This window comes from Mesorhizobium sp. WSM4850, from assembly GCF_055811735.1.
Genome location: NZ_JBVVPV010000053.1, coordinates 1 through 17,785, shown reverse-complemented (window position 1 = coordinate 17,785; position 17,785 = coordinate 1). Strand labels below are relative to the sequence as shown.

Below are 17,785 nucleotides of genomic sequence, written 5' to 3'. Positions count from 1 at the left end.
TTTTGGCCGCATGATGTTTTCCGGAAAACCGGATTCCACTTTTCCGCATCATGCGTTGGCGGGCGGGGGTTCAGCGCCAGCAGCGTTTGGCGGGCGCGGTCGAGAAAGGCGCGGCGTTCCTCGCCGGGCGCAATGGCGATCGGCGCGCCGAAGACCACCCGGCAGAGCAGCGGCACCGGCACGAACTGGCCCTTGGGCAGCACCCGCGACATGTTCTCGATCCAGCACGGGATGAGTTCGACGTCGGGCCGCGCCATCGACAGATTGTAAAGGCCGGAGCGGAACGGCAGCAGCGGCTGGTCGGTCATGTTGCGCGTGCCCTCGGGGAAGATGATCAGCGAATGGCCCTCATCGAGCACCGACAGCATGACCGAGATCGGGTTCTGCGCCTCATCGGTCCACTGCCGGTGGATCAGCACGGAGGACAGCATGTCCTGCGCGATGAACCGGCGCAGCCGCGATTTTCCCCAATAGTCGGCGGCAGCGACCGCATGGGTGCGGGCGCGCTGCTTCTCGCTGAGGCAGGCCGACAGCAGGATGAAATCGCCGTGGCTGGCATGATTGGCGAAGTAGATGCGCTGCCGGTCCGACGGCTGGCTGCCGTTCCAGATCGGCCGGACGCCGGTCACCGCCCAGGCCAGCGCCGACAGGCCGACCGAGGTCACGGTCTGCAGCAGGGTGAAGGTCCTTGTGCCGAGCTTGCTCATCGTCGGGCTCAGAACGACAAGGCGACGAGGGACGCCGCCACGAACAGGCCGAGTGCGATGCGCTGCTTCATCAGCAGGCGTTGCGTGCCCGCGATGCGCCGGTCGAGCGAGCGGATGCCGGCAGCGGCCGGTTTGACGCGCATGCGCGCCAGCACGTCGTCGACCGAGGCACCACCGGCGGCCTCGCTGATGTGGCTGGCCATCAGCCGGAACAGCAACGCGTCGAAGGCAAGCAGGGCCGAGACGGCGAGAGTGACCACGCCGCTCGCTGCCGCGACCAGCCACGCCGCTGCCGCCAGCGTGGTCGCCTGCGGCTGCGCTGCCACGGCAATGACCGGCGCGGCCGCCAACGCGGCCAGCACAAAAAACAGCGGCCACACCGCCTGCGTCATCAGCCCGGCGGCGAACGCTTCGGCTTGGTCTCGATGGGCACTCATGCCGGAATAATCGCTTCAGGTTTGGTGCCGCCCTTTTCCAAGCGCCTGCGCCGCCCCTCATCGCCCTGCCGGGCACTTCTCCCCGTATAGTGACGGGGAGAAGAGGCTGGCCGCGGTGTCGGCGCCATTTCTAAAACGCTGGTGATTGGCGAAACCGCTGATGACGGCGCCCCTCTCCCCGTCACTATACGGGGAGAGGATGCCGGCAGGCAGGTGAGGGGCAGCGCCGACTTTGGCAAGTGGCTTCGTCTATTGCTCGAACTGTTCATGCCGGCTCGTCCATCGCGATCCGAAGATGCACCGGCCGGCCCGATGCTGCGAGCTTGGTTCGCGCTTGCGCCAGCGTGTCGGCGCGGCCGGTGGCAACCAGCCAGGCGGCGACGGCGCCGGCGCTGCGCTGGAAGCCGAGCGCGCAGCAGACAAGCACCGTGCCGTAGCTGCGCGCGTCCTCGATCGCCGCCACCGCTTGCGCCTGCGCCTCGGGCGAGGGCGGCAAAAGATCGACCATGGCGACAGCCGTCCAGCGGCAGGCGACGCCGCGCGGCCGCTCCAACTCGCCGGCAAGGTCGATCACCGTGCCGAATGCGCCAGCCTCGGCGACGGTGGGAAAGCGGCCGAGGAAGACACCGTCGGCAATGGCGACATGCGGCGGCAGCTTGCGCGTCCATATCCATGCATTGATCGTGGCGCCAAGCCGGTGGGGCAGCAGCAAGACACGGCTGGCCAGCGAGACGCTGCCGTCGGCCGTTTTCTGGAACACTTTGGCGCCGGCTCCGGCATAGGCGAAGGCAACGATGGCCAGCGCCAGCGCCGGCCACAGCAGGATGAGCCACAGCGCCAAAACGAAGGCGCCGGCAGCGGCGCCGGCAAGCGCCAGCGCTGCAACCAGCGCGTAGAACAGCGCCAGCCGCCGCGCGCCGGCATCAGCGGTCAGTCGGAAGCCGGCGAACGGCAATTCGCCGTGGCGCGGAAACAGCCACAGGGCGAAGAAGCCGAGCAAAGCGCCGGTCGGGATATCGATGACATGGTGCTGCCACGTCGTCAGCACCGAGGCGCCGATCAGCAAACACCAGGCATGCCAGACGACGCCGGCCATGCCTTTCAGCCGATAGCGCCAATGATCCCAGATGATGACCAGCAGCGCGATGTGCAGCGACGGCGCCTGGTTGAACGGCTTGTCGAAGCCGCCGAGGACCGCGAACATGAAGCCTGGCAGGCCCGATGTCTGCGGCCGCACGAAGGTCGCCGTCAGCGGGAACAGGATGAAACAGGCGACGGCGACGATCTGCGCCGTCAGATAGCGGCCGGCAAGCCGATCGACGCCGCGCTTGGTATCGTTGAGCAGCAGCGACAGGCCGTAGAACAGATTGATCGACCAGTAGGGCACGATCGTCCAGGCGATGAACGGGATGTTGTGCTCCCAGGCGAAGACGATGCTGCCGACATCGTCGCGCTGCGACGCCAGCCAGTTGGCGAAGCCGTAGCTCGCGTAGAAGAACGGCGCCAGAAAGACCAGCCACAGCGCCGCCCGCAGCGCGATTCCAGCGTACGGCTCGCGCGCAGGGGCAGAAGGGGCGGCAGGGCCAAGGACAGGCAAGACCATGCTCAGACGCGCCGCGCGACCGATACGGTGAAGATCCCCCACTGGTCGATGCGCTGGTCGAGCTTCTCGAAGCCGGCCGCCGCCACCAGCTGGTCCATCTCGCCTTGCGTGCGCCGGCGCATCACCCAGGCCTGGCCGCCGCGATGCGAGGTCAGGCTGCGGGCGATCATTTCGAGCTGCGGATGCCAGGGCTGGTTGGTGTAGACAAGCAGGCTGCCGGGCTGCATCGCCCTGGCCAGCCCGCCGAGCGAGCGGATGATCATGGCGTTGTCGGCAAACAATTCGTAAAGCCCGGAGACGATGGCCAGGTCCGGCGCCGGATCGAGCCCGGCAAGCATCTCGGCGTCGAAGGCGTCGGCCTGGTGGAACGAGACATCGGTCGGCAGGGGCCGCTCGGCGATCAGCTTGCAGCCGAGCGAAACGTTGAGCTCGGAAAAATCCTGCAACCGCACGCTGGCCGGCGGCTCGGTGCATTTGGCGACGGCGTCGAGCACGTAGCGGCCGTGGCCGGCAGCGATATCGACGATATGGACCGTGCGGCCGGCGGCCTTCAGCGTGCGAGTGGCGCTGCTGATCAGCTCTTCGAGATGCAGCTTGCGCTGGCGGATGCCGCGCCAGCCGATGGCGTCGAGAAAGGTGCGGTCGATCATGCGGCCGAGCGGACCGGCGCCCCGCGCCTGGTTCTCGTAGACATAGTCGAGGGTCGAGCCGGAATCGAAGCCGGTGGCGATCCCGGTCTTCATGCCTGACGAAAGCCAGGCGCCCCCGCGGATCGAGGCGCGGCTCATTGCCCAGTAGAGGCCTTTCGGTGACAGCAAAGCGAGCGGCGAGGCCAGCCGGTCGGCCTCGTCGCGTGTGTAGCCGGCGCGGTCGGCCGCGGTCAGGTCGACCGGCTTCTGTGGCGTCGAGAACTGTCTTTCGAGGAACGGCTTGATCAGGTCGAGTGCCTTGCGGCGGTCGCGTTCGCCCAGCGTGTCGTGGAAGAAGCCCGGCAGCACATGCCGCTGCTTGGCCGGGCTGGCGAGATTGACGAAGAATTCGTGCTGCGGTCCATGCCGCACAACCCAGTCGCTGCCGGAGATCAGCAATTGCGTCGGCACGGTGATGGCGCGGGCATCCGAGACGATGCGGGCGGCGTGGTCGTAGAGCTCGACCAGGATGTTGGAAGCGATCGGCCGCGTGATCAGCGGGTCGGCCTCGAAGGAGGCGATGCGCTCGGGATCCTGCGTCAGGAACTTGGCCTTGACGTAGGAATTGACGAAGAAGCGGCCCTTGATCTTCTGCCACAGCGCAATGCCTTGCCTGGCGAATGGCACGTAGAGCTTGACCGAGAAGGCCGGCGAGGCCAGTACCAAGGCGCGAATCTGCGGTGCATAATCATGCACCCAGGCGGCCGCGAGCACCGCGCCGAAAGATTGCGCGATCAGCGCGATGTCGCGCTGGGAAAAACCGTCTCTGCCGATCTCGCGCACCAAACAATCGATGTCGCGCACAAGTGCGGCAAAAGACGGCGCATAGCCGCGCTCGCCGGCCGAGCGGCCATTGCCGCGCGCGTCCCAGGCGTAGAAGGCATGGCCGGGCATATCGAGTTCGTCGACCAGATGCGCCATGCGGCCGCCATGCTCGTGGCCGCGGTGGAACAGCACAACCGCGCCCCTGGCGGGTTGCCCGACCGCCGGCCAGTAGCGGTAGAAGATCTCGGTGCCGTCATGGCTGCGGAAGCTGCGCTCCTGCGCCACCCGCTGCTCAATTGCGGAAGCAGCAATCGTCGGTTCGTGAAGCATTTTTTTCCCCAGGCGGATGCGACCGGAATTTCAGTCGCCGCTCCCGTTAAGGCCGCTGCGTATCCGGTTGATGGCGGTCACCAGCGAGAGTGTAGCCATCGCCGGAAACACAAACGGCGTGATGGCTTCCACCCACAGGCCGCAGGCGATGAGAAAGGCGACGATGCCGAGCGCCAGCGCCCGATCGCTCTTGCCGAACGGCCCGGCATAATTGCGCCCGGTGCCTGCCGCGATGCCGAGCACGCCGGCGAACTCCACAAGCATTGCTGTGACGGCAAAGGCGACGACCCCCCAGGCAGGGAAGAGAGCGGCAAAGGCCAGGATCAGCGCCAGGTCGGAGACGGCGTCGCAGAGTTCGTTGAGATACATGCCGAGTGTTGAGGCCTGACCATGTTCGCGCGCAAGCATGCCGTCGATGGCGTTGAGCGCCATGCGCGCAAACAGCACCACCGGCATAAGCAGCAAGACCGCGCGATGGCCGGCAAGGGCTGCGACCACAACGCCGGTGGCAACCGACAGGGCGGCAGCCAGCAGCGTGATCTGGTTGGCGGTGACGCCGGCCGCGGCCAGCCGGTCGGCGAGCGGCCGCAGCCTGGCCTGGAAGGCCGGTTTCAGCGCATAAAGCGTCGGCATGTGCGAACCCCCCGGCCGCGGTGCAACTGCGGCGAGAATGATCAATTGGCGCGCAAGACGCAAGGGCGGCCAGCGGTTGTACAGGGTTGCGATCAGCAGCGCCCGCCCGGAACCTTACCATGCGCAGGCCCTACGGTTTGGCGGCGCCGCCTCAAGGTCGAATTCCCTAGAGCTCTCAAATGAGGACTTTACAAATTCTCGTATACATGTGAAGTTATGTTCACCAAAGGGTCATCCATGACAGCCAATCGTTTCGCCACACGCCTCAATTCCTTTGCCTCGCGGCCGCAGGCCGAATGGCCGGATCTTGTCGGCAAGCCGTCCATGCTGCAGATGGCGGCGCGTGCGGCGAAGGTTGCGGGGCTGACCGACCTCGACCTCAACTTTCCCGATCATGTCGATGAAAAACCTGCGGAAATGGCACAAAACCTCGGCGATCTTGGGCTTTCCATCAATGGTTTTGCCATGCGCTACTACTCCAATCCCGCCTTCAAGCTCGGCGCCTTCACCAATCCGGATCCGGCAGTTCGCCGCGAAGCCATCGACCTGACCAAGGCCGGCATCGACGCCGTGCGTGAGGCGGGCGCCAATCTGATGACGCTGTGGCTCGGCCAGGATGGCTTCGACTATGCCTTCCAGGCCGATTACGCGACGCTGTGGCAACACGAAATAGATGGTATTCGTGAAGTGGCGGCGCATGATCCCGACTGCGAGATCAGCCTGGAATACAAGCCCAACGAGCCGCGTTCCTACAGCCTGATGCCCGACGCGGCGACGACATTGCTGGCGATCCGCGAGATCGGCCTGCCCAATCTCGGCGTGACGCTCGATTTCGCCCATGTGCTCTATGCCGACGAGCAGCCGGCCTTTGCCGCAGCACTGGTGGCGCGCCACAGCAAGCTCCTGGGCGTGCATCTCAACGACGGCTATGCCAAGCGCGACGACGGCCTGATGGTCGGCGCAGTGCACACGCTGCAGACGATCGAGCTGCTCCGCCAGATCCGCCGCGACGGCTACGCCGGCGCCATCTACTTCGACACCTTCCCCGACATGACCGGCCTCGATCCGGTCCACGAATGCGAAGTCAACATCGCCACCGTCAAGCGCATGCTGCGCGTCGTCGACCGTCTGGAGAAGGACAATCGCCTGTCCACCGCCATCGACCGCCAGGACGCGGTCGCGTCGCAAGCCATCATCCAGGAAGCCATGCTCGGGCCGGAGAACTGAGGCCGGCGCCGTTTTCAACAAGGGAGGAAAGACCATGAAATTTCTGCTTGCCACCGCCACCGCTGCGCTGATGGCGCTGTCCATCGGCTCGGCCTTTTCCGCGGAACTCGCGCCGCTCAATTCCGATACCGAGAAGGACCGCATCGACTGGTCGCAGCTCGAGGCCAAGTTCGGCGCGTTGCCCAAGCTGCCCGACGGCACCAGGGCGGGCGCCGTCTCCAAGACGCTGACCAACGAATACTGGCGCTCGCTGGGTGAGGGCTACAAGTCGTTCGGCGATCGCGTCGGCGTGCCGGTCGTCTACCAGGCGGCGCAGAGCGAGGGCGACCAGCTCGGCCAGCTGACAATCGCCGAAGGCCTGGTCACGCAGGGCTACAACGTGCTGCTCGTCTCGCCGCAGACCGACTCCAACCTGCAGCCGATCATGGAACAGGCCAGGGCCGCCAACGTGCCGGTGGTCAACGTCAACGACGCGGTCATCCCGCAGGCCGAGCACTATGTCGGCAATGTCCAGCGCGACAATGGGGTGCGCGTCGCCAAATGGTTCATCAAGAACCGGCCGGATGGCGGCAAGATCGCCATCGTCGAAGGCCAGGCCGGCGTCTATGCCGCCGTCCAGCGCACCGATGGCTTCAAGACCACGATCACCGAAGCCGGCAAGTTCGAGGTCGTCGCCAGCGTGCCCGGCAACTGGGACCGCCAGACCTCCTTCGACGCGGCCAGCAACATCCTGCAGCAGCACCCCGACCTGATCGGCTTCTATGCCAACAATGACGGCATGGCGCTGGGCATCGTCGAGGCGGTCAAGGCCGCCGGCCTGCAGGACAAGGTCGCCGTCTTCGGCACCGACGGCATCTCCGACGCCTATGCCTCGATCCGCGCCGGCGAACTGACCGGCACTGTCGACAGCTTCCCGGTGCTGACCGGCGAGGTGGCGCTGGAATCGGCGCTGCGGCTGGTGGCCGGGCAGAAGCTGCCGCGCGTCGTCGCCACGCCGCAGGCGCTTATCACCAAGGACAATGCCGACCGCTATTCCGGCGCCGGCGACGCCGTGCGCAAGGCGCTGCTCGAGGACGCGGCAGCGGGCAATTAAGGGCAGGACTGCGGGTGCCGGCCGGGCTGGCGCCCTTTGCCTGGAGAATAGAACCAATGTCTGTCCCGCGGCTGCAATTCGAGGGCGTTTCCAAGGTGTTTCCGGCGGTGCGAGCGCTGAGCGATGTGTCCTTTTCCGTCGGCGCCGGCGAAATCCATGGCCTGCTCGGTGAGAACGGCGCCGGCAAATCGACGCTGCTGCGCATCCTGTCGGGGGTCTACAGGCCGACCGCCGGAAGCGTGCTGATCGACGGCAGACCGGTGGCGCTGAACAATCCGGTCGCGGCGCGCGCCGCGGGCGTCGCCATGATCCATCAGGAATTGCAGCAGGTGCCGCATCTCAGCGTCGCCCAGAACATGTTCCTCGGCCATCCGCTGACGCGCGGCGGCATCTTCGTCGCCCGCCGCGAGCAGGAACGCCGCGCCGCGGAAGCCCTTGCCGCCCTCGATCCGACCATCGATCCGGCAGTCCCGCTCGGCAGCCTGAAGGTTGCGCAGCGGCAGATCGTCGAGATCGCCCGGGCGCTGCTCGATCGGGCGCGCGTCGTGGCGATGGACGAGCCGACATCGAGCCTGACGCCGAGCGAGTTCGAGCGGCTGGCCGAAGTCATTGCCGGGCTGGCGCGCGACGGTGTCGCGGTCGTCTATGTCTCGCACAAGCTGGACGAGGTGTTCGGCATCTGCCAGCGCGCCACAATCATGCGCGACGGCGTCGTGGTCGGATCCGTCGATCTGGCGCAAATGTCGGAAAAAGCCGTCGTTTCGATGATGGTCGGCCGCGAGCTCGCCCAGGAACAGCACCGCTCCCACACCTCGAGCGAGGTCAGGCTGAGCGTGCGTGGCCTCGCCTCGGCGACAAAAGTCCGTAACGTCTCGTTCGACCTGCACCGCGGCGAGGTGCTGGGCATTGCCGGCCTGGTCGGCTCGGGCCGTACCGAACTGCTGCGGCTGGTGGCCGGCGCCGACCGCGCCTCGTCGGGCAGGGTCGAGATCGACGGCAAGGCGATAAAACTTTCCGGTCCGCGCGAAGCCATCGCCGCCGGCATCGGCCTGGTGCCGGAGGAGCGCAAGCGCGAAGGCATCGTGCCGCTGCGGTCGATCTCCAGCAATATGGCGTTGGCCTCGATGGGCGTGTTCGCACCGTGCGGCGTCATCGATCACGCCAGGCTGAAACGGGTCGCGGCCGAGAAGATGAAGCGGGTCAATTTGCGCCCGTTCCTGCTCGACCGGCCGATCCGGCTGTTCAGCGGCGGCAACCAGCAGAAGGCGATCATCGGCCGCTGGTTGGCGGCGGGAACGCGCATCCTTTTGTTCGATGAGCCGACGCGCGGCATCGACGTCGGCGCCAAGGCGGAGATCTACCATTTGATCGAGGAGCTCGCCGCCGAAGGGCATTCGGTCGTCGTCGTGTCGTCCGAGCTTCCCGAGGTGATCCGGCTCGCCGACCGCGTGCTGGTCATGCGCGACGGCACGGTCGCCGCCGAACTCGACCGGGCCGATCTCAGCGAACAGGCGATCGCGGCGCACGCCATACCCCAATCGGAGACGCAAGGCCGGCAAGGCGCAAGGCCATCGGGCCGGCAAGGCATAACGGACAGGACCAGCGTATGACTGATGTAACCGAACACACAGCAGCGCGCCCACGGGCTGAATTCCTGCACCGGTTTTCGCTGCGCGATGCCGGCACGCTGATCGGCCTGGTGGTGATCCTCGCCGTCTTCGGCGCGCTGGTCCCGGGCTTCTTTGCCGAGCGCAACTTGATCAACATCCTGCAGCAGTCGAGCATCAACGCCTGCCTGGCGTTGGGCATGACGCTGGTGATCATCTCGGGCGGCATCGATCTGTCGGTCGGGCCGACGGCAGCCCTTTCGGCCGTCATCTCGGCCTCGATGCTGATTGCCGGCGTGCCGTTTCCGCTGGCCATCGCCGCCGGCTTCGCTATCGGCCTCGTCTGCGGCCTGCTCAATGGCGTGCTGGTCGCCTATGTCGGGCTGCAGCCTTTCATCGTCACACTGGGAACGCTCAGCACCTACCGGGCGCTGGCGCTGATCTATACCGGCGGCAATCCGGTGCTCGGCCTGCCTGCCGGCTTCCGCGCCATCTTCAACGGCTCGCTGTTCGGGCTGCCATTGGCGGTCATCATCGTGGCCGTGGTCGCGCTGATCGCCTGGATCATCCTCAAGAAGACGCCTTTCGGCGAATATCTGCTCGCCGTCGGCGGCAATGAGGAGGCAGCCTACATAGCCGGCGTGCCGATCGCTCGCACCAAGATCGCCGCCTACATGATCTCGGGCCTGCTGGCGGCCCTTGCCGCGCAGATCCTGATCGGACGGCTGGGTGCCGCCGAACCCATTCTCGGCAATCTCTGGGAGCTCGATGCCATTGCCGCGGCGGCCATCGGCGGCGCCTCGCTGATGGGCGGCAAGGGCAGCGTCGTCGGCACCATCCTGGGCGCCGTCATCCTCGGCACCATGCGCAACGGCCTGACGCTGATGAATGTCCAGTCCTTCTATCAGCTCTTGGCAACTGGCCTTATAATCCTCGCCGCGATGCTCATCGATCGCGTGACGAGGGGACGTGGATGACCTTGACCAGCCTGGATCTGAAAGCAGTAGGACCGCGGATCCGCATGATGATGCCGCATTTGACGCCGCTCGAGGCGAAGGTGGTGGAAACCGTGTTCGGACGGCGCGGCTTCGACGAGACCATTCCGCTCAAGCAGATCGCCGAAGAAGCCGGCGTGTCGGAGGCGATGGTGGTGAAGATCGCCAAGAAACTGGGCTTTTCCGGCTATCGCGACTTCCGCACCGCGGTTTACGAATACAGCCGCCTGCCGACCGCCGAAATGCACCAGGAACTGTCGGTCGACGACAGTTCGGCCGAGATCGTCCAAAAAGTGTTCCGCACCTCGATCCAGGCGCTGGAGGAGACGCTGGCGATCCTCGACATGGACGATTTCGACCGCGCCGCCGATCTTTTGTACCGCGCCAGGAACCGCGATTTCTATGGCGTCGGCGGTTCGGCGCAGATCGCGCGCGACGTCTCGCACAAATTCCTGCGCATCGGCATCCGCGCATCGGTCTACGACGATTCGCACATGATGCTGATGTCGGCCTCGCTGCTCGGCGCTGACGACATCGCCGTCGGCTTCTCGCATTCCGGCAACACCAGCGCCGTGATCGATGCCATCCATCTCGCCCGCAAGAGCGGTGCGCGGACGCTGGCGATCACCAATTACGACAACTCGCCGCTGGCCGCCGTCGCCGACATCGTGCTGTGCTCGACCGCGCAGGGCTCGCCATTGATGGGCGAGAACGCGGCGGCGCGCATCGCCCAGCTCAACATTCTCGACGCGCTGTTCGTCGCGGTGGCGCAGCGCGACTACCAGGCGGCGGAGCGCAATCTCGGCCGCACGATGTCGGCGGTGACGTCGAAACGCCGGGACAAGGGCGGTTCATGAAAGATTGGGGCGGCTCATGAAAGATCGGGGCACATGACGGCTCCGCTGGTCACCGTGTTCGGCAGCCTGCATTACGACATCATGGTCGAAGCGCCTGACCGCCCGCGCAAGGGCGAAACCGTAACCGGCCATGCCTGGCAGCCGAAATGCGGCGGCAAGGGCGGCAACCAGGCGGTCTCGGCGGCGCGGGCCGGCGTGCGCTCGGCAATGATCGGCGCCGTCGGCGATGACGATTTCGGCCGCGCGCTTGTCAGCAATCTCGCGCGCCGCGGCGTCGACAGCCGCTTCGTGCGGGTCGCACCTGGCGCCGGCTCGGGCATGAGCGTGGCGATCTTCGACGCCGGCGGCGATTATGGCGCGGTGATCGTCTCGGGCAGCAATCTCACCTTGGGCGAGAAGGACATCGTGGCCGCGACCGAGATGGTTGCGCAAACGGCGGTGCTGCTGCTGCAGAACGAGGTGCCGGAAGCCGCCAACATTGCCGCAGCGCGGGCGGTGAAGGCGCATGGCGGCCGCGTCGTGCTCAACGCCGCCCCCGCGCGAAAACTGTCCGGCGAATTGATCGCACTCACCGATATCGTCATCGTCAACGCCATCGAGGCGGAATTTTTGGCCGGCGTTGCGGTCGTCGATACGCTCGAGGGTGCTGCCGAGGCGGCACGCATGCTGATCGATTTCTACCCGGCGGCGATCGTCACGGCCGGCGGGGAGGGCGTTGCCTATTGCGGCCGCGACGGCCAGGCGTTCGCGCGGGCCGCCCTTCCGGTGAAGGTGGTCAGCACCCATGGCGCCGGCGACGAGTTCGTCGGCGCGTTCGCGGCAGGCCTTGCCCGCGGGCATCGGGTCGAGGCCGCACTTGCTGCCGCCAACGCCGCCGCGGCCTTGCTGGTCGCCACGCCGGAACGGCAGCGCGAGGCGATCTGAGACGGGTGGCTGCCTCCGCCCGCGATCGTGACACGAAGCGGATGGCGAGGACTTTTCACAGGCCGATAAAGCCGACAATTGATACGAAAGCCCGCCACCCCAAGGGATGACGGGCTCCGTAGCCTGTGCGCCAGGAACGCCACGGTAGCGACGCTGCTACTCAATGCTCCGTAGATACTCACTATGCGGCCTTCGCGCCGTCAGGCGCATCGGCCGAACAAATGAAGCCCGTGCCTTTGGGCGGAGCGCGCGGGCCGATCGGGATGCAGCCCGATCTGCAGCCGGGCGCGGCTGGCGCGTCCGGCTGCCGATGTCGTCAGTGCTTGCTCTTGCCGGGGCTGGCGGCACTGCCACTGATGGCGATGCGCTTGGCTTTCGTCCGTGCGCGCTCCGTCTTGGGCAGCGTCACGGTGAGCACGCCGTTATGGAAGGCGGCGTTCACCTTGTCCTCCTCGACCTCGTAGCCGAGCGGGATGCGGCGCTCGAAGCGGCCGTAGAACCGCTCGGAGAACTGCCTGTCCTTGTCTTCGGTCTCGGAGCGCTTCTCGCCACGCAGCGTCAGCACGCCGTCATCGAGCATCACCTCGACGTCCTTTTCGTCCATGCCGGGAATTTCCGCGGTCACGCGGATCTCCTTCTCGCCGTCGGCGATTTCAACGCTCGGCCAGCTGCCGCGCGCCGACGAAAATCCGCTGAGCATCGGCATGCGCGTTTCGAAGCCGCGGAAGGCGTCGTCGATCAGGCGGTTCATCTCGCGATGCAACGCCATGAACGGGTCGCGGTCCTCGTCACGATAGAAGCTGGGAACCGGACTGTTCTCCCGGCCCCAGGGTATGAGATCACGAATAGCCATTGCTGTTCTCCTTTCTCGACTGGTTGTGTCAAAGGCGAACGCCAGAGATCGCCTTCGCTCAGGCGGCCTGCTTCGGCTTCTCGACCTGTCCGGCCTTCGGCGCGCCGTCTTGCTTGGCGATCGTGATGCGACGCGGCTTCATCTCTTCGGGCACTTGGCGCACGAGGTCGATCGTCAGCAGGCCGTTATTAAGCGAGGCGCCGGTGACCGTCATGTGATCGGCAAGCTCGAAGCGCCGTGTGAACGGTCGCACCGGAAGGCCGCGATGGAGATATTCCACCTCGTCCTGTTCCTTGCGCTCGCCCGAGACGATGAGAAGGTTCGGCTCGTGGCTGATGTCGAGGTCGTTCTCGGAAAAGCCGGCGACGGCGATCCTCACCCGATAGGTGTTCTCGTCGCTTCGCGCGATGTCATAGGGCGGCCAGGTTTCGACTGCCTGAGGCGCGTTTTCCAGCAAGTTGAAGATGCGGTCGAAACCGATGCTCGACCGATAGAGCGGGGAAAAGTCGAATGCGGTTCTCATAGCTACATCCTCCGTGGAGCAACATAGTACGAGGGACGCCAAAGAGCTTGGCGCTCCCTGGGTTCTGCCGGTCCCATTCGGCAACCGGCAATTTTCATTTGGTTATTGTCAGGCCGAAATCAAGACCCAGATTCTGTCCCGCTGCCAGAATTTTTGTTGCCAGATTGTACTGGCCCCGATTGTGCTGGCAATGCCGGTTTCAACCGACGTTTGAGGGTCGCGCCGGCACGCCGCATGGAGGACATCATGACCATGACACGCGACGACATCATTTCGGTGCTGGGCCCGGTCGACGACGCCGTGATCGCCGACATCGCCTCGACCGGCGCGACGATCGAAGAGTTGCGCGAGGCCTTTGCCTGGGTCGGCGCCGATGAGGCGCTGGTCAACGAGGGCCGCCCGCTGCCGTCGGCAAGGGTGGCGACGCTGATCGGGCTTCTCGAACCGCCGGACGACGACATATAGCGCCGGGTTTCGGCAAGCAGACTGGGAGACGGGGGAGGTCTTGAAGCGTGCAGCCATACGAACCATCTCGTCAGTCGGGCGCCGATCGGGCCGCCTTCCTGGTTATTCTCAAAAAGAAAAAAGGAGGAAGTGATGAACGACGTCCCATTCTCCGAGCCGATCACGCTCAAGCTCCAATCCGTCGGAGAGCGCAAGGTCGCCAGCAGCTGGGAAGCCATCGAATGCATGCAGCGATGGCCGGACCGGGCGCGCGGCCGGAGCTGGCGCGCAGCCTATCGCGCCTGCCGCGACGCGCTCGACGGCTGGCGCACCGCCCGCGAGGCGCGAACCGCCTTCGTCAAGGCGGCGCGCACCGCCGGACTGCTGGTCACGGGACGTAAATCCACCTGAACGCCAATCCACCTGAACGCCAATGAACCTGAAGCCGGGGAACCTGAAGCCGGGGCGGACGCGCTGTGCTGCAGAGGCGGCGCCATTCATTAAAAGCGCCGCCTTTTTTCTATTTCACTGCAGCGTAATGACGCCGTCCACCGCCCGCCATTCGGAGGGCTGAATCAGACGGTGATGGGCGACGCGCACAGAATGCAGCGGGCCCTCGATCTCACGTTCCCAAAATTCAAGGAAATGCTTCAGCGTCGGGAAATCCGGGGCGATGTCGTATTGCTGCCAGATGAAGAGCTGGAGCAGGTCCCGATAGTCGGGAAGACGATAATGGATCTCTGCCGTCGTCAGGCCAAAACCCTGCATCTGGAGCCGGAACTCGTTGCTGACCTGGAACTCATTACCGACCATGCCCGTCTCCTTTCCGAACGATCAGGCGTCCATCCTCCGCGGGGGAAAACGCTTCCACTTCCTCATCGGTTCCGGCCGCCGGCAGACGGTGCCGGGATCGACGATGATGTCGGAAGGTTGCGCCCCGATTTCAAGCCGCATCCGTCGTTTCAAATCCTGGAATAGCGCCATTATTACAGTGTGTTATTACGGTGCGTTGGCACTCGACAACGGCGAGTGCTAAAATTTTTTCGGCGTCCTCTTGAAAGGCTGGATAGGCAGACTAATTCGATAGGCGCGTGATGCCTGAGCAGGGGTCGCGCACCGTCGCACCGACCCATTGGTCGGCTGCGAAGGGAGGTCCAAGAAAATCTGTTTGTCCTATGAGGAGAACGACATGGCGTTCCGTCCATTGCATGACCGTATCCTGGTCCGCCGCATCGAGGTCGACGAGAAGACCGCGGGCGGCATCATCATTCCTGACACAGCCAAGGAGAAGCCGCAGGAAGGCGAGGTCATCGCCGCCGGCCCCGGCGCGCGCGACGATAGCGGACAGCTGCAGCCGCTGGACGTCAAGGTCGGCGACCGCATCCTGTTCGGCAAATGGTCGGGCACCGAGATCAAGCTCAATGGCGAGGACCTGCTCATCATGAAGGAAAGCGATGTGCTGGGCGTGATTGAAATGACCGACCAGATAAAAAAGAAGGCCGCCTGAGCGGGGCCTGAACAAGCCATCAGTCAACGTAAGCTGCCTATTTGAAGGAGTTATCCAATGGCTGCCAAGGATGTGAAATTCCATACCGAAGCCCGCGAGAAGATGTTGCGCGGTGTCAACATCCTCGCCGACGCGGTGAAGGTGACGCTCGGTCCCAAGGGCCGCAATGTCATCCTCGACAAGTCATTCGGCGCCCCGCGCATCACCAAGGACGGCGTTACCGTCGCCAAGGAAATCGAGCTTGAGGACAAGTTCGAGAACATGGGTGCGCAGATGGTGCGTGAGGTCGCCTCGAAGACCAGCGACGTCGCCGGCGACGGCACGACGACCGCTACCGTTCTGGCGCAGTCGATCGTCCAGGAAGGCGCCAAGGCGGTTGCCGCCGGCATGAACCCGATGGACCTGAAGCGCGGCATCGACAAGGCGGTCGACGCCATCGTCGCCGAACTCAAGGCCAATGCCCGCAAGGTGACAAGGAACGACGAGATCGCCCAGGTCGGCGCCATCTCGGCCAATGGCGATGTGGAGATCGGCCGCTTCCTCGCCGAAGCGATGGAAAAGGTCGGCAATGAGGGCGTCATCACGGTCGAGGAGGCCAAGACCGCCGAGACTGAACTCGAAGTGGTTGAGGGCATGCAATTCGATCGCGGCTATCTCAGCCCTTATTTCATCACCAACCAGGACAAGATGCGCGTCGAGCTCGAAGAGCCCTATGTGCTGATCCACGAGAAGAAGCTGTCCAACCTGCAGGCCATGCTGCCGGTGCTCGAAGCCGCAGTGCAATCGAGCAAGCCGCTGCTGATCATCGCCGAGGATGTCGAAGGCGAGGCGCTGGCGACGCTGGTCGTCAACAAGCTGCGCGGCGGCCTGAAGGTTGCCGCCGTCAAGGCGCCGGGTTTTGGTGACCGCCGCAAGGCGATGCTGGAAGACATTGCCATCCTGACCGGCGGCACGGCCATCAGCGAGGATCTCGGCATCAAGCTCGAAAACGTCACGCTGGAGATGCTCGGCCGCGCCAAGAAGGTGCTGATCGAGAAGGAGAACACCACGATCGTCGATGGTGCCGGCCGCAAGGACGAGATCCAGGCACGCATCAGCCAGATCAAGGCGCAGATCGAGGAGACCACCTCCGACTATGACCGCGAGAAGCTGCAGGAGCGGCTGGCCAAGCTCGCCGGCGGCGTCGCCGTCATCCGCGTCGGCGGCTCGACCGAGGTCGAGGTCAAGGAGCGCAAGGACCGCGTCGACGACGCCATGCACGCCACCCGCGCTGCGGTCGAGGAAGGCATACTGCCTGGCGGCGGCGTGGCGCTGCTCAGGGCAGCGAAGGCGCTCGACAATGTCGCCGTCGACAACCCCGACCAGAGGACCGGCGTCGAGATCGTGCGTCGGGCCATCGAGCAGCCGGTGCGCCAGATCGCCGAGAACGCCGGTGCGGAAGGCTCGATCATCGTCGGCAAGCTGCGCGAGAAGACCGAATTCGGCTATGGCTGGAACGCCCAGACCAATGAGTTCGGTGATCTCTACGCGCAGGGCGTGATCGACCCGGCCAAGGTGGTGCGCGCCGCTCTGCAGGACGCCGCGTCGGTGGCCGGCCTGCTGGTAACCACCGAGGCGATGGTGGCCGAGAAGCCGAAGAAGGAAGCTGCCGCACCGGCAATGCCCGGCGGTGGCGGCATGGACTACTAAGGTCAGGCCTCCAAAGCGAGGCTTCTGAACGGCAGATGGACCGTGTCCGCCAAAGCGGGCACGGTCTTGCCGGTCCGGGATTAATGCGGAGCAGGTGTTGCGATGGATGTGATGGACAGTTTTGGAAAGATCGCGGCGCCGACCCGCCCGAAGAACGATTTCAACTATGAAACCGATTGCAGGGCGGCGCTGGCGCCCCTGGTCGACGGCTTGCTGGGCATGGCCGAGCAGGCCGGCTGGGATCGCCGCAAGGCGGCCTATACGCTGATGTTCCTGTCGGCCCAACGCGTCGGGGCCGGCCAGGAGGAGCGTAAATGATGGTCGCGCGGGCGCGCATGCCTGCGCCTGTTGGAGACAGTTGAACCGGAAAGGAGAGTGTCATGGACCGTTCTTCTTTTGAAAAGCCGGTCACCATCCTTACCGGCCTCGGCACGCCGACCAGGATAGAAAGCGCGGCTGAGGCCTATGCGCTGCTTGCTGACTGGCCGCGGGCGAGCCGGACGGCCGCGCATGACATCGCCGCCAACGCCTGCCGGGCGGCGATGGACGGAGAGATCGACGCCGAGACGGCGCGGGCGACCTTCGTGGCGTTCGCCCGCCGCAACGATCTTCTCGCGCCGCTGACGAGTTCTACCGTTGCCGGCGGGACAGTCATCGATTGGGCAACGCGTTCGCAGCGTCTCAACGCACCGGCATGAACGCGGCTTTTCCCCAAGTTGGAGAATGGCGAAAGCCGCAGCAACATCCAATCTCCCCCTCAAGGGGGGAGATTGGCAGCTTCGCCGGTAGCGCTTATTCTGAGATTGGCGAAAGCCGAAGCGACATCCAATCTCCCCCTTGAGGGCATATGCGCTAAGATAGTTTTGGCATGGACTGAAATTTGCGCTTTCGTGGTGGCTCAC

At 65.1% G+C, this 17,785-nt stretch carries 19 protein-coding genes and 1 pseudogene; 12 read left to right on the top strand and 8 right to left on the bottom strand.

Translation table 11 applies throughout. The features are described from left to right. Positions 1-47 precede the first annotated feature (47 nt). From AC0L2Z_RS30725 to AC0L2Z_RS30705, 5 genes and pseudogenes are all read right to left on the bottom strand, one after another. A pseudogene (locus AC0L2Z_RS30725) lies at positions 48-707 on the bottom strand (lysophospholipid acyltransferase family protein); the annotation flags it as partial. 8 nt (positions 708-715) lie between these two features. Beyond that, positions 716-1,144, bottom strand: a complete 429-nt coding sequence (locus AC0L2Z_RS30720) for a hypothetical protein (RefSeq protein ID WP_287230031.1) — start codon at positions 1,142-1,144, stop codon at positions 716-718. 265 nt (positions 1,145-1,409) lie between these two features. Further along, positions 1,410-2,747, bottom strand: a complete 1,338-nt coding sequence (locus tag AC0L2Z_RS30715) for a phosphatase PAP2/dual specificity phosphatase family protein (RefSeq protein ID WP_023799053.1) — start codon at positions 2,745-2,747, stop codon at positions 1,410-1,412. Between the two features lie 2 nt (positions 2,748-2,749). Then, on the bottom strand, positions 2,750-4,531 hold the full coding sequence (locus AC0L2Z_RS30710; protein WP_473630122.1) for a bifunctional alpha/beta hydrolase/class I SAM-dependent methyltransferase: 1,782 nt from the start codon (positions 4,529-4,531) through the stop codon (positions 2,750-2,752). A 30-nt stretch (positions 4,532-4,561) separates the two neighbouring features. Next, entirely contained in the window at positions 4,562-5,164 is a 603-nt protein-coding gene (locus tag AC0L2Z_RS30705; protein ID WP_128170721.1) for a CDP-alcohol phosphatidyltransferase family protein, read from the bottom strand. A 237-nt stretch (positions 5,165-5,401) separates the two neighbouring features. Between AC0L2Z_RS30705 and AC0L2Z_RS30700 the strand changes: the two genes are divergently transcribed. The 6 genes from AC0L2Z_RS30700 to AC0L2Z_RS30675 are packed head-to-tail and all read left to right on the top strand — an operon-like array spanning position 5,402 to position 11,867. After that, on the top strand, positions 5,402-6,391 hold the full coding sequence (locus AC0L2Z_RS30700) for a TIM barrel protein (RefSeq protein WP_128247003.1): 990 nt from the start codon (positions 5,402-5,404) through the stop codon (positions 6,389-6,391). Positions 6,392-6,425: 34 nt separating this feature from the next. Further along, positions 6,426-7,484 carry a sugar ABC transporter substrate-binding protein gene (locus tag AC0L2Z_RS30695; protein ID WP_128247004.1) on the top strand — a complete coding sequence of 353 codons (1,059 nt, stop codon included), beginning with the start codon at positions 6,426-6,428 and terminating at the stop codon, positions 7,482-7,484. A 56-nt stretch (positions 7,485-7,540) separates the two neighbouring features. Beyond that, positions 7,541-9,094, top strand: a complete 1,554-nt coding sequence (locus AC0L2Z_RS30690) for a sugar ABC transporter ATP-binding protein (RefSeq protein ID WP_128170724.1) — start codon at positions 7,541-7,543, stop codon at positions 9,092-9,094. Beyond that, on the top strand, positions 9,091-10,068 hold the full coding sequence (locus AC0L2Z_RS30685; protein WP_128170725.1) for an ABC transporter permease: 978 nt from the start codon (positions 9,091-9,093) through the stop codon (positions 10,066-10,068). Before AC0L2Z_RS30690 ends, AC0L2Z_RS30685 begins: the two co-directional genes overlap by 4 nt. Then, positions 10,065-10,943, top strand: a complete 879-nt coding sequence (locus AC0L2Z_RS30680; RefSeq protein ID WP_091598869.1) for a MurR/RpiR family transcriptional regulator — start codon at positions 10,065-10,067, stop codon at positions 10,941-10,943. The genes AC0L2Z_RS30685 and AC0L2Z_RS30680 overlap by 4 nt, the downstream gene beginning before the upstream one ends. Before the next feature lie 33 nt (positions 10,944-10,976). Then, positions 10,977-11,867 carry a ribokinase gene (locus AC0L2Z_RS30675; RefSeq protein WP_128173005.1) on the top strand — a complete coding sequence of 297 codons (891 nt, stop codon included), beginning with the start codon at positions 10,977-10,979 and terminating at the stop codon, positions 11,865-11,867. A 316-nt stretch (positions 11,868-12,183) separates the two neighbouring features. Here the strand turns inward: AC0L2Z_RS30675 and AC0L2Z_RS30670 are convergent, their stop codons facing one another. Further along, positions 12,184-12,720, bottom strand: coding sequence for an Hsp20/alpha crystallin family protein (locus AC0L2Z_RS30670; protein ID WP_023799044.1), 537 nt, complete (start codon positions 12,718-12,720; stop codon positions 12,184-12,186). A 58-nt stretch (positions 12,721-12,778) separates the two neighbouring features. Next, positions 12,779-13,243 (bottom strand): Hsp20 family protein, encoded by a 465-nt coding sequence (locus tag AC0L2Z_RS30665; RefSeq protein WP_473524592.1) that lies wholly within the window; start codon positions 13,241-13,243, stop codon positions 12,779-12,781. Positions 13,244-13,489: 246 nt separating this feature from the next. Here AC0L2Z_RS30665 and AC0L2Z_RS30660 point away from each other — a divergent pair, with 246 nt between their 5' ends. Both AC0L2Z_RS30660 and AC0L2Z_RS30655 read left to right on the top strand, forming a co-directional pair. Beyond that, entirely contained in the window at positions 13,490-13,708 is a 219-nt protein-coding gene (locus AC0L2Z_RS30660; protein WP_023799042.1) for a hypothetical protein, read from the top strand. A 132-nt stretch (positions 13,709-13,840) separates the two neighbouring features. Beyond that, complete coding sequence (locus AC0L2Z_RS30655) at positions 13,841-14,098, top strand: DUF982 domain-containing protein (protein WP_473524593.1); 258 nt, start codon at positions 13,841-13,843, stop codon at positions 14,096-14,098. A gap of 114 nt (positions 14,099-14,212) precedes the next feature. Here the strand turns inward: AC0L2Z_RS30655 and AC0L2Z_RS30650 are convergent, their stop codons facing one another. Beyond that, on the bottom strand, positions 14,213-14,500 hold the full coding sequence (locus AC0L2Z_RS30650; RefSeq protein ID WP_091598882.1) for an usg protein: 288 nt from the start codon (positions 14,498-14,500) through the stop codon (positions 14,213-14,215). 376 nt (positions 14,501-14,876) lie between these two features. Between AC0L2Z_RS30650 and AC0L2Z_RS30645 the strand changes: the two genes are divergently transcribed. The 4 genes from AC0L2Z_RS30645 to AC0L2Z_RS30630 all read left to right on the top strand — a co-directional run bounded on the left by AC0L2Z_RS30645 (position 14,877) and on the right by AC0L2Z_RS30630 (position 17,581). After that, positions 14,877-15,194 (top strand): co-chaperone GroES, encoded by a 318-nt coding sequence (locus AC0L2Z_RS30645; RefSeq protein ID WP_023799038.1) that lies wholly within the window; start codon positions 14,877-14,879, stop codon positions 15,192-15,194. Between the two features lie 57 nt (positions 15,195-15,251). Further along, positions 15,252-16,883, top strand: a complete 1,632-nt coding sequence (gene groL, locus AC0L2Z_RS30640; protein ID WP_091598885.1) for a chaperonin GroEL — start codon at positions 15,252-15,254, stop codon at positions 16,881-16,883. 111 nt (positions 16,884-16,994) lie between these two features. Further along, positions 16,995-17,201 carry a hypothetical protein gene (locus AC0L2Z_RS30635; protein ID WP_473480833.1) on the top strand — a complete coding sequence of 69 codons (207 nt, stop codon included), beginning with the start codon at positions 16,995-16,997 and terminating at the stop codon, positions 17,199-17,201. A gap of 62 nt (positions 17,202-17,263) precedes the next feature. Continuing rightward, positions 17,264-17,581 (top strand): DUF982 domain-containing protein, encoded by a 318-nt coding sequence (locus AC0L2Z_RS30630; RefSeq protein ID WP_473524594.1) that lies wholly within the window; start codon positions 17,264-17,266, stop codon positions 17,579-17,581. Positions 17,582-17,785 lie beyond the last annotated feature (204 nt).